This is a genomic window from Deinococcus hopiensis KR-140 (genome assembly GCF_900176165.1).
Classification (GTDB): Bacteria; Deinococcota; Deinococci; order Deinococcales; family Deinococcaceae; genus Deinococcus; species Deinococcus hopiensis.
In genome coordinates this window covers 2,591,283-2,602,500 of record NZ_FWWU01000009.1, presented here as the reverse complement: position 1 = coordinate 2,602,500, position 11,218 = coordinate 2,591,283, and the positions used below count along the sequence as shown (strand labels likewise).

Sequence of the window (11,218 nt, the reverse complement as noted above, 5' to 3'; positions counted from 1 at the left end):
CGAGGCGAGCGATGCCGAGGTTTCCAGCACCGGAGCCCAGACCGCGAGCAGCGAGGGGGGCACGGCCCAGCACGACAGCGCTGCCACGCAAGGCGAGCAGACGACAGCGGAGCAGGGCGAGGCGGTCAGCCCCGACGCAGAGGCTGCCACCCAGGACAACCAGCAGGCTGAGTAATTCCAGGTTTTCAGATGGAGGGGAGGCGTACCGGGTGGTGCGCCTCCTCCCTTTTTGTTGGATGGACCGGGTGAGGATGGGCCCCTCCCCCGCACCAACTGGACCCTGTCGCAAATTGATTGAACAGCCGTTCAAGGAATGCTAGCGTATCTCCATGACCAATTCTTTCGGGGCCTCTGCGCGCCCCCCCATCGGCATCACGGCGCTGGGCATGTACGTCCCGGCGCGCGTCGTACCCAACGCGGCATACGAAGCCCACCTCGACACCACCGCCGAGTGGATCGAGAGCCGCACCGGTATCCGCGAGCGCCGTTTCGCCGCCGAACACGAGTACACCTCGGACGTCGGTGTGGCCGCCGTGCGCGACCTGCTCTCGCGTGACCCGGACGGCCTGCGAGAGGTGGACGCGGTAATCTGCGCCACCATCAGCCCTGACGCGCTGATGCCCTCCACAGCGGCGCTGATCGCCTCGCAAGTGGGATTGGGTGGGGCGGCGGCCTTTGACCTCTCCACCGCCTGCAGCGGCTTCGTGTATGGCCTCAGCGTGGCGCAGGGAATGATCCTGGCGGGCGTAGCGCGGCGGGTGCTGGTGGTAGGAGCCGAGGCGCTCTCCAAGGTCGTGGACCAGACGGACCGCAACACGGCGATCCTGTTCGGCGACGGCGCAGGCGCAGCGGTGGTGGGGCCGGTGCCGGGGGGCTACGGCCTGCAGGAGTTCGTGATGGGCGCGGACGGCACGGGGGGATCGAGCCTGTACCTGCGCTGCGCCGCGCCCCAGCTGCCCGGCGGCTTCCAGATGGGCCACTCGGTGGGGATGAATGGCCGTGAGGTCTTCAAGTTCGCTGTGCGCGTGCTGGGCGACAGCGCGAACGAAGTCCTGAACAAGAGTCACCTGACCAGCGGCGATGTGGACTGGGTCATTCCCCATCAGGCCAACATCCGCATCATCGAGGCGGCCTGCGGGCGCTTCGGCGTGCCCATGAGTAAGACGGTGGTCAACGTCCACCGTTACGGCAACACCTCCAGCGCTACGGTGCCCCTCGCGTTGCGCGAGGCCATTGACGACGGGCGGGTGCGGGATGGCCAACAGCTCCTCCTCGTGGCGTTCGGCGGAGGCCTGAGCTGGGCGGCCTGCACGCTGAAGTGGTGGGCGGGCGCGCCCAGCCTGGTGGCCCGCACTGCACAGACCAGTGAGGAAGAAGCAGCGGAGGTGGGCGCATGACCCGCATCGCGGCCTTGTTTCCCGGCCAGAACTCGCATTCGGTGGGCATGGGCGCGGATGTCGCCGCCACCTTTCTTGTGGCGGAAGCCGTGTACGCCCAGGCCGAAGCCACCCTCCCCGGCCTGCGCGCCCTTATTGAGCAAGGACCGCTCGAAGACCTGACCCTGACGGCCAACCAGCAACCCGCCCTCGTCGCGGCGTCGGTGGCTGCTTACCGGGCCTGGCGTGAGGCGACGGGCCTGACCCCCAGCTTTGCCGCCGGGCATTCGCTCGGTGAATACTCTGCCCTCGTCGCGGCGGAGGCGCTGGACTTGCGCGACGCCCTGCGCCTGACCCGGCGGCGCGGCGAGCTGATGCAGGCGGCCGTCCCTGTCGGCATTGGGGCCATGAGCGCCGTCATGGGGGATCCAGAGGTGGTCCGGAAGGTGTGCGCCGCCACGCCGGGCGTCGTGCAGCCTGCCAACTTCAACGCGCCCACCCAGACGGTGATCTCGGGGGAGAAGGCGGCGGTGGACGCTGCCGCCGCAGAGCTCAAGGGCCGGGGGCTGAAGGCGATTCCCCTCAAGGTCAGCGCGCCCTTCCACTGCTCCCTGATGCAGCGCGCCCAGGACGCGCTGACCCCGGACCTTGCCGCCACCGCGTTCCGTGCGCCCGGGCTTCCGGTCTACGCCAACGTCACAGCCACGCCGAACACGGACCCCTCGGCGCTTCCTGATCTGCTGGCCCGGCAGATCACGGGGAGCGTGCGCTGGGTGGAAACCATTCAGGCCCTCGCCGCCGACGGCGCCGACGTCTTTGTGGAGTTCGGCCCCGGCACCGTGCTGACTGGCCTCGTCAAACGCATCCTGCCCGACGCCCGGACGGTCAACGTGGGGTCGGCGGAGCAGGTGCGGGCCTTTGCGCTGTGACCGTGAACCCCAGCGGCTTGCACGGACGCGGCGCAGTGCTCAAGGCGCTGGAGCAGGTTGAGGGCGAATGGGCGTTGTGCGCCAACGACCTCCCGCTGGAGACGTTCTTTCGGGAACCTGCTCCCGGGCGTTGGTCCCCTGCCCTTCACCTGCGGCACCTCACACTGACGCACGGGCGTGTCGCCGTGGGCCTGCGAACGCCACGCCCTGTGGTACGGACCCTCTTTGGCTCTCCGCAAACGGCCCGCTCCTACCAGGAACTGCGGGAAGCGTACCGGGCCGCGCTGGCTGCGGGAGGAAAGGCTCCTGCGCGCTACATTCCCCGTCCTGACCCCCGAACCGGCGCGGAGACGCGGGTTGCGGTGCTGCGGGACTACGCCCAGGCCGCCCAGAACCTGCGCGCCGCCCTCGAACGCTGGTCTGAATCGGCGCTCGACGCCCACGCCCTGCCCCACGATCTGCTGGGAAAAATCAGCGTGCGTGAGATGGTCTTTTTTACCCTGTACCACGACCATCACCATCTGGACGGTGTTCGGGCAACGCTGGGGAAGAAGTGAGGCAGTCTGGACGCGGGAGAACGGTTGGCGTGACGGCATTGTGGGAAAATGCTTACTTCCCCTGCTTTCCGCACTGTCGTGCTGCCGTTCGCCAGGGCCGCCGACGCTGGAGTTGGCGGCGTACCAGAGCGAATACAGCTACCGGGTGATGGGAACAGACAGCGCCCAAGCCCCACCGCGGAAGAAAATGTTTACGCTGCCCAGAACGTCAACTTTATTTATCCGCAGGTCGCACCGCCGCTCCAGGTCATTCACCTTCTGCTAAAAAAAAGTCTGCCCTGAAGTGGAGAGCAAAGAAATTCTCCACTTCAGGGCGCAGCCCCAGAGCCCATCTGGAAATGCTCTTGCCAAATCCTGAACGCCACTATTGAGTCCTTCTCCCAGAAACGAGCCACTCCATGACCCAGTCCCAACCCCACAAAGTTGCCCTCGTCACCGGTTCCAGCCGGGGCCTGGGCCGCGCAATGGCCCTCTCGCTCGCTCAGGCTGGTTTCGGCGTCGCTGTGCATTACGGACGCAATCAGGCAGAGGCCGAGAAGGTGGCCGAAGAAATTCGCGCCCTCGGCGTACCCGTACAGGTGTTCGGCGCGGACCTCTCGGCGCCGGCCAACGCCGGAACGCTCGTCGAATCCGTAATTAAGGAGATGGGCCGCCTCGACGTGCTCGTCAACAACGCGGGCATTACGCGCGATACCCTCGCCATCCGCATGAAGGACGAGGACTGGGCGGCGGTGCTGGACACCAACCTCACGAGCGCTTTTACCGCCAGTCGCGCGGCGATCAAGCACATGATGCGGGCACGCGCGGGGCGCATCATCAATGTGTCGAGCGTGGTGGCCCTGATGGGCAACCCCGGCCAGGCGAACTACGTGGCGAGCAAGGCGGGCCTGATCGGGCTGACGAAGGCGCTGGCGAAGGAATACGGCGGGCGCGGCATCACGGTCAACGCCATCGCCCCCGGCTTCATCGCGTCCGATATGACCGCACAGCTTCCCGACGACGTGCGCCAGAGTTACCTCGCCAGCATCCCCCTGGGCCGCCTCGGTCAGCCGGAGGAAGTCGCCGCCCTCGTGACTTTCCTCGCCTCCGACGCTGCCGGGTACATCACGGGGCAGGCGATTGGGGTGGACGGTGGGCTGTATCCGCACTGAGGAGCTGGGGGTCTCACCGTCTACCGTCAGACCATTTGACCGCCACGGGCACCCTGCTCTTTTCGCGGTTCTGCGGTTAGATTCTGGACCGGGCCGCAAGCCCCCCTTTGAACCCCGTCCAGTTCCCGCTCACTTTTCCCGGCCTCACGTGTAGACTGGCGCAGACTTCAGGACAGGAGGAATTCAACAATGGCGACTTTTGAAGATGTGAAGGACGTGATCGTCGAGAAGCTCGGCGTGGACGCGGACAAGGTGACCCCCGAGGCGCGGTTCGTCGAGGATCTGGGCGCAGATAGCCTGGAGACGGTGGAACTCATCATGGGTCTGGAAGACCGCTTCGGGATTTCAATCAGCGATGAGGACGCCGAGAAGATTCGGACCGTGCAAGCGGCCATCGACTACATCGGCGCCAAGCAGTAAGACCTGACGCGAGGAAGGACGCCGGGCAGGGCGGGGCACAGTCCCCTGCCTGCCCGGCTTTCGGTCTGGGGGAGGAACGCATGACGATGACAGGACTGAAGCGGGTGGTGATCACGGGCCTGGGGCCCGTCACGCCCATCGGCACAGGCGCGCAGGCGTTCGCGCAGGCGCAGCGCGAGGGCAAGAGCGGCATCCGGACCATCACTCGCTTTGACCCGGTGGACGTGGGCAGCAAGATCGCCGGTGAGGTGGACACGGACCTCACCGAGTATGTGGATGCCCGCGAGGCACGGAAGCTGGACCGCTACGTGCAGCTCGCGCTGGTAGCGGCGGAACTGGCGGTGCGCGACAGCGGCCTGACGGAAGAGGAATTGCGCAGCGAGCGCACCGGCACCGTAATCGGCAGCGGCATTGGGGGCGTCAAGACCTTCGAGGATCAGGCGAGCGTACTGCATACGCGTGGCCCGGGGCGGATCAGCCCCATGTTTATCCCGATGATGATCGCCAACATGGCGTCCGGCCACGTCGCCATGCGTTACGGCGCAACCGGCCCCAGTAGCACGGTGGTCACCGCCTGCGCCACGGGCACCGGGGCCATCGGGGACGCTGCGCGTTATATCCAGCTGGGCCTCGCCGACACCATGCTTGCGGGCGGCAGCGAGGCGGCCATCACGCCTATTGCCATCGGCGGCTTTTCCAACATGAAGGCCCTGTCCACCCGCAACGACGCTCCGAGTGAGGCCAGTCGCCCCTTTTCTGCCAGCCGCGACGGCTTTGTGCTTGGGGAGGGCGCGGGCGTGGTCGTTCTGGAGGAATACGAGAAGGCCAAGGCGCGCGGGGCCACCATCTACGCCGAGATCATCGGCTACGGCACCTCGGCCGACGCCCACCACATTACCCTGCCCGCTCCTGAGGGACGCGGCGCGCAGGTGGCGATGCGCATGGCGCTGAGTTCGGCGGGTGTAAACCCCGAGCAGGTGGGTTACATCAACGCGCACGGCACCAGCACCCACTTCAACGATCTGCACGAGACGCAGGGCATCAAGCACGTCTTTGGCCACCACGCGCACGAACTGGCCGTCAGCTCTACCAAGTCCATGACGGGGCACCTGCTGGGCGCGGCGGGAGCGGTGGAGGCCATCGCCGTGGCGCAGGCGCTGCGTGACGGCATTTTGCCGCCCACCATCAACCTCACCGATCCTGATCCGGCGCTGGACCTCGACTACATTCCGGAAGGTGCGCGCGAGCGGCAGGTGGAGTACGTGCTGAGCAACTCCTTCGCGTTTGGTGGTCAGAACGCGGCGCTGCTGTTCAAGCGGGCATAGGAGCGGGTGGATGGGGGAGACGGAGGCCCGGCCAAGCTTCCGCCTCCCCCGCTGCCGTCTGCTAGGCTCAGGCGAGCCTTTCGGCCGCTGACCTGCTCCTGACGTGGCTGTCGTTTCATCTCCTGAGGTTTTTACCGTGTCAGACCCGACTCCCCCCACACCCGCCCCCACACCGTCCACGCTCTCTGCCAGCAGGCGGCGGAAAAAAGCGGCCGGTGCCGGGAACGTGGCCGAGGGCCGGACCCTGAGCACCGTCGCCAACCCGGAGAGCGCCTTTCTCAACCGCGAGCTGTCGTGGCTGGCCTTCAACGAGCGGGTGTTGGCCGAGGCGCGCGATCTCAGAAACCCGCCGTTGGAGCGGCTGAAATACGCGGCGATTTGCGGCAGCAACCTCGACGAGTTTTTCATGGTGCGTGTGGCGGGCGTTCACCGCCAGATTGCGGCGGGGGTGCAGACCCCAGGTCCGGACGGTCTGCTGCCCACGCAGACCCTGCGCTTGGTGCGCGACCGGACCCACCTGATGTTGCGCCAGATCGAACAGGCGGCGCGGCGCACCCTGCGTGATCTCGCGGCCGATGGCGTGCGCCTCATGCGCGTCGCAGATCTGGGCAAGCGCGCGCGGGCGGCGCTGCACGAGCAGTACCTCTCGGAGATCCAACCGGTCCTCACGCCGCTCGTTGTGGATCCCAGCCACCCCTTTCCGTACCTCAGCAACCTCAGCCTCAACCTGGCCGTGCTGCTGGAAGCCGGGCCCGGTGAGGAACCGGACTTCGCGCGGGTCAAGGTGCCGGTGGGCGTGCTGCCCCGTGTGGTGAAGGTGGGGGAGGCGCTGCTGCTGCTCGAAGACGTGATTGCCGCACACCTCGGCGAACTGTTCAAGGGCCGCCGCGTGCTTGCCGCGCACGTCTTCCGGGTCACGCGCAACACCGACTACGAGTTCGAGGAGGAAGAGGCTGAAGACCTGCTCGCCACCATCGAGGACGGCTTGCGGCGGCGGCGCTTCGGCTCGGCGGTGCGGCTGGAAGTCGTCTCGGACACCCCCCCTGGCATCGTGACCTTCTTGCAGGAGCGGCTGCGGCTGGCCCCGGAAGACATCTTCTACCTTGAGGGTCCCCTGGGCACCGCGGACCTGATGGGCCTGCCGGTGGACCGCCCGGACTTGAGTTTTCCCGCCTACGCGCCCACCGTCCCAGACCTGGAGGGCGAGGACGAGGACGGCGTGTTCGACACCCTGCGCGGGGGCGACGTGCTGCTGCACCATCCCTACGACAGCTTTCAGGGGGTACTCAACTTCCTGGAGGAAGCGGCGCGCGACCCACAGGTGCTGGCGATCAAGCAGACGCTCTACCGCACGGGCGATGACCGCCGCCTGCTGGGAGCGCTGCGTACCGCCGCCGAGAACGGCAAGCAGGTCGTGGCCCTGATCGAACTCAAGGCCCGCTTCGACGAGCAGCGCAACATCTCGTGGGCCCGCAAACTGGAGCGGGCGGGCGCGCACGTGGTGTACGGGGTGGTGGGGCTCAAGATCCACGCCAAGGTCACGATGGTGGTGCGGCGTGAGGGCGGCGGCCTGCGCCGCTACGTCCACGTGGGCACCGGCAACTACAACGCCAAGACGGCGCGGCTCTACACGGACCTGAGCCTGCTTTCTGCGCAGCCAGAACTCGGCAGCGACGTCGCGGAGCTGTTCAACCACCTCACTGGCTACGCCGAGGCCCGCTACCACCGCCTGCTTGTGGCTCCAGACACGGCCCGCAGCGGTCTGGTGGCCCTGCTCGAGCGCGAGACCGAGCACGCCCAGGCCGGGCACGACGCCTGGGCGCACATCAAGGTCAACCAGCTCACGGACCCCGGCATGATCGAGGCGCTTTGCCGCGCTTCCCAGGGCGGCGTCAAGATTCGGCTGATCGTGCGCGGCGTCTGTTGCCTGCGCCCAGGGGTACCGGGCGTGTCCGAGAACATCCGGGTCCACAGCCTGCTGGGCCGTTACCTCGAGCACGCCCGCCTCTTTGCGTTTGGCGGCGCAGGAAAGCCCGAGGTCTATTTCGGCAGCGCCGACTGGATGAGCCGCAACCTTGACCGCCGGGTGGAGGTCATCGCTCCCGTCCTTGATGCTCACCACCGGACCACCCTGCTAGAGCTGCTGGTCACCGAGTGGACCGACGAGCGCGGTTCGTGGGAACTGGGCGCGGATGGGGTCTACGGCAAACTAAGCGGAAACTTCAGCGCCCAGCGGGCGTTCGCCGAGGCGCGGCATAGAGGGTGAAGGAAGCAAAAAAGACCGGGGACGCGCCCTGGGCACCGTCTCCGGCAGAGGGGGGAGGCGGCGTTACTTGTTGCTGATCCGCCCGAAGTCGTCAGCCGCAGTTGTGGTGGTGCTCTGCGCGGGGGAGGCTCCGGCAACGTTCGTGGCCTGAGCTGCAGAAGCGCCCAGCGCCGCCACAACCACCAGTGCGGTTACGATTCTTTTGATGCGCATGGCTATATCTTAAAGCCCTGCCGATGAATGTAAACGTAGATCGCCATACAGAACTGCTGACCCGGATGCAGGCGGGCCAGTACGACGTGGTGATTGCCCTGTTAAACGGGGCGCCTCCCGTCACGGCCGAAGAGTGGCGGTTGCTGGGGATGGCCCTGTTGTGGCAGGGGCAGTTCGCGGAAGCCGAGTTGCCGCTGCTGCGCGCGAGCGCGCTGGGTGACCCGGAGGCGCGCGTCGAGTATGGCAACCTCTTGCGGCTTCAGGGGCGTTTTCCCGGGGCGCTGGCGCACTTTGAAGTCCTGCTTCCAGACCTGAAGGGCGAATTGCGGTGCCGGGCGCTGCGCTGGTGGGGCACGGCGGAGTTCCAGGCGGGGCACCTGAAAGAAGGGCTGGAGCGCTGCGAGCAGGCGTGGCGCGGCTATATGCTGCTGGGAGACGAGCAGCGCATCGGGCGGGTCGCCCAGACGCTGGCCCAGATGCACGTCCGGGTGGGCGATATGCAGCGGGCGGGACAGCTGTACGGCGAAGCCTTGCGAATCCTAACGGCGGACGCTTTTCCCGACGCCCGGCTCTCGGCACTTTCGGGACTGGCCAATATCCAGGTTCTTACCGGAGACTTTATGGGCGCGCGGGTGACCTTGCGTCAAGGCCGGGAAGTATTGGAACGCACCGATTCGACCCTGAGCCGCGCCTACCTCCTCTCCGCCGAAGCCGAACTGCACTACGTCAGCGGTGACCCAGCGGCCTACCTGCAGAGCCTCCAGGAACTGCTCCCGCTCGTCACGGTGTCGCGCGACTTCGAATTGCGGTTGTGGACGGCCACCCACCTCGCCGATCTCTACAGCCGTCAGGGCAAGCACGCGCAGGCCCTGGACGTGTTGCTGGAACTGGCTCCGGACGCGGACCACCCGGCGGTGAACATGATGCGCGGCGTGCTGCTGCTGCGCCGCAATTACCCCGAGCAGGCCGCCGCACACCTGACCCACGCCCTGGCTTCCGACAGGCTGGTGCGCTACCACCGCACCCGGGCCCTGCTGTTCCTCGCCGAGGCCCACCTGCGTCAGGGAGACGAGCCGACCACGCGCGAGGCCTTTCGGGAAGCGCTGGGGGCGCTGGTCGGTGCCCGGGACCGCATGCTGTACCGCCCGGATCTGCAGGAGCTGACTCACCTTGTGCAGCGGGCGCGCCTGGACCCGGATTTCGCCCCCGACATGCAGATGGTGCTGGACAAACTCGCGGTGTCGGGCCCCGTTCAGCGTGAAGCGGCCGAGGGAGAAGCGGCTCCCCTGCACCTGCGCGTCTTTACCCTGGGCCGCGCCGAGGTGCAGCGCGCAGGCGAACGGGTGGCCCTGAGTCTGGAAGGCAGCGTGCTGACCCTGGCCTACCTGGCGCTGAATCCGGGCCGCACCCGCCGGGAGCTCGAAGCGGCCATCTACCCGGACCGCGATCCCAAGACGGCGGGCGACTACTTCCGCGCGGTCTTCCGGGAACTCCGCGTGCGGCTGGGGGGAGGCGTGCTGCAGATGGAGGGGAGTGCCAAGCAGCCCAGGTACCGCCTGGGCGAGGGCGTGCACCTGGAGCTGGACGTAACGGCGCTGCGGGACGCGCTGAAGGCCGCCGACCTGCCCCAGGCTCTGGCCCTCTACCGGGGTCCCTTCCTGCCAGGACTCCGCATGGAAAGCGAGTGGGCCGAGGAACTGCGCGAGGAACTGCGTGTGCTGCTCACGCTGGAGCTGCGCCGCCACCTGACCAACGCCCGGGAGGAGGGTGACTTGCGCCGCGCCCTGCTGCTGACCAACGAGTCTCTGCGGGTGGACCCCTATGACCTCACGGTGCTCGAAGCGCGGGTGGACCTCGCCCGGTACGTTGCCACTCCCCAGGAACTCGCCCGCTACGTGGTGGAGTTTCACCGCATGAAGTCCTGACGCGGGCATGCCCGGTAACGAGCCTCCCTTTCTCAACGTGCCGCTGCCCGGCGGCGCCGCTCCGGGCGGCGAAGTTCCAGCGGCCCTCTTTGATCTGGCGGTGAACCGGGCGGCGGCGGCCCTGCGGGGCTTGCGGCCGAGTGATCCTGGCCCGGCGCTCGCCGCTTGGCACGCGCGAACCCGCTTTGCCCGGCGTGTCCCCCTGGGGGCAGTGGCGCGAGCGCTGCGGCAACACCCCACGGCTTCCGGCGAGTGGCACTGGGCGGGCGGCCTGGGGGGCGGCTGGGTGCCCGGCAAGGCTCCATTTCCCTAGCGTTCCCCGAAAGGCGAGGAGGGTGGTGTGGGCGTGAACGGTTTCAGACCCTGAGCGTAGCGGCCACCGTCTCCGCCGCCACCTGCACCGCCCGCGTGATCTCTGCCTGCGGCAGATAGGGGAGGGGCGGGCGGTCCTCCGGCACAGCGAGGGCCACCACTGCGCTGGCGGGCAGGTGCAGGAAGCCGCAGGGCACGCCGCCACGGTCGGCGCGGGCGAGGGCATGGAGGGCCTGATACATCACGTGGTTGCACACGTATAGCCCCGCCGAGTTGCTGATGCTGCCGGGAAGTTCCGCCTCCCGCCAGGCGGCCAGCATGGGCCGCAGAGGGAGGGTGCTGAAGTAGGCGGCAGGGGCGTGCGCGTCGGTGCTGGCGGGCGCGTCGCGGTAGGTCTGCCCCGCGTTGTCCGGGATGGCAAAGTCCATGACGTTCACCGCCACCCGTTCCAGCGTGACGTGCGGACGGCCGGCTGCCAGGCCGGTCAGCAGCACGGCGTCCGGCTGCAGCTGATCCAGATGTGAGCGCAGGGCGTGGGCCGCCGCGTGGGGCTCCACCGGAAGCAGCGCCGAGGAGACGCGCAACCTCCCCACCTGGGCCCCATTCAGGGCCTTCGCAGCCTCCGCACTGGGATTGACGGGATGGGTGTGAAACGGCTCGAAGCCAGTCAGCAGCAGGGTGGACATGGGCCTTCAGCATAGGGCCGGGCCGCACCGCGTCCTCGCATCCTGTTCTGCCCTCTTC

The 11,218-nt window shown here is 67.7% G+C and carries 12 protein-coding genes (1 of these 12 running past the window's edge); 10 read left to right on the top strand and 2 right to left on the bottom strand.

Features of this window, described 5'->3' with window-relative positions:
* The 8 genes from tig to ppk1 all read left to right on the top strand — a co-directional run.
* On the top strand, positions 1-175 hold the end of the coding sequence (tig, locus tag B9A95_RS25990; protein ID WP_084049901.1) for a trigger factor. The gene continues 1,283 nt to the left of window position 1, outside the view; the window shows 175 of its 1,458 coding nt (coding positions 1,284-1,458); its start codon lies off the left edge, out of view; its stop codon occupies positions 173-175.
* A gap of 154 nt (positions 176-329) precedes the next feature.
* Entirely contained in the window at positions 330-1,397 is a 1,068-nt protein-coding gene (locus tag B9A95_RS25985; protein WP_084049900.1) for a beta-ketoacyl-ACP synthase III, read from the top strand.
* Positions 1,394-2,305, top strand: coding sequence for an ACP S-malonyltransferase (fabD, locus tag B9A95_RS25980; protein ID WP_084049899.1), 912 nt, complete (start codon positions 1,394-1,396; stop codon positions 2,303-2,305). The genes B9A95_RS25985 and fabD overlap by 4 nt, the downstream gene beginning before the upstream one ends.
* On the top strand, positions 2,302-2,862 hold the full coding sequence (locus tag B9A95_RS25975; protein WP_084049898.1) for a DinB family protein: 561 nt from the start codon (positions 2,302-2,304) through the stop codon (positions 2,860-2,862). Before fabD ends, B9A95_RS25975 begins: the two co-directional genes overlap by 4 nt.
* Positions 2,863-3,260: 398 nt before the next feature.
* Positions 3,261-4,013, top strand: a complete 753-nt coding sequence (fabG, locus tag B9A95_RS25970; RefSeq protein ID WP_084049897.1) for a 3-oxoacyl-[acyl-carrier-protein] reductase — start codon at positions 3,261-3,263, stop codon at positions 4,011-4,013.
* Positions 4,014-4,202: 189 nt separating this feature from the next.
* Positions 4,203-4,433 carry an acyl carrier protein gene (gene acpP / locus B9A95_RS25965; RefSeq protein ID WP_084049896.1) on the top strand — a complete coding sequence of 77 codons (231 nt, stop codon included), beginning with the start codon at positions 4,203-4,205 and terminating at the stop codon, positions 4,431-4,433.
* Between the two features lie 80 nt (positions 4,434-4,513).
* Positions 4,514-5,758 carry a beta-ketoacyl-ACP synthase II gene (fabF, locus tag B9A95_RS25960; protein WP_084049895.1) on the top strand — a complete coding sequence of 415 codons (1,245 nt, stop codon included), beginning with the start codon at positions 4,514-4,516 and terminating at the stop codon, positions 5,756-5,758.
* A 136-nt stretch (positions 5,759-5,894) separates the two neighbouring features.
* Positions 5,895-8,024, top strand: coding sequence for a polyphosphate kinase 1 (ppk1, locus tag B9A95_RS25955; RefSeq protein ID WP_084049894.1), 2,130 nt, complete (start codon positions 5,895-5,897; stop codon positions 8,022-8,024).
* Positions 8,025-8,087: 63 nt separating this feature from the next.
* On the opposite strand, the gene B9A95_RS34195 is transcribed toward ppk1, so the two are convergent.
* Positions 8,088-8,237, bottom strand: coding sequence for a hypothetical protein (locus B9A95_RS34195; protein ID WP_170928777.1), 150 nt, complete (start codon positions 8,235-8,237; stop codon positions 8,088-8,090).
* A gap of 23 nt (positions 8,238-8,260) precedes the next feature.
* Between B9A95_RS34195 and B9A95_RS25950 the strand changes: the two genes are divergently transcribed.
* Complete coding sequence (locus B9A95_RS25950; RefSeq protein WP_084049893.1) at positions 8,261-10,162, top strand: AfsR/SARP family transcriptional regulator; 1,902 nt, start codon at positions 8,261-8,263, stop codon at positions 10,160-10,162.
* A 7-nt stretch (positions 10,163-10,169) separates the two neighbouring features.
* A complete protein-coding gene (locus B9A95_RS25945) occupies positions 10,170-10,475 on the top strand; it encodes a hypothetical protein (RefSeq protein ID WP_084049892.1) in 306 nt (101 codons plus the stop codon).
* A 43-nt stretch (positions 10,476-10,518) separates the two neighbouring features.
* Here B9A95_RS25945 and B9A95_RS25940 read toward each other — a convergent pair whose 3' ends face one another.
* Positions 10,519-11,160, bottom strand: coding sequence for a pyroglutamyl-peptidase I (locus B9A95_RS25940; protein WP_084049891.1), 642 nt, complete (start codon positions 11,158-11,160; stop codon positions 10,519-10,521).
* Positions 11,161-11,218 lie beyond the last annotated feature (58 nt).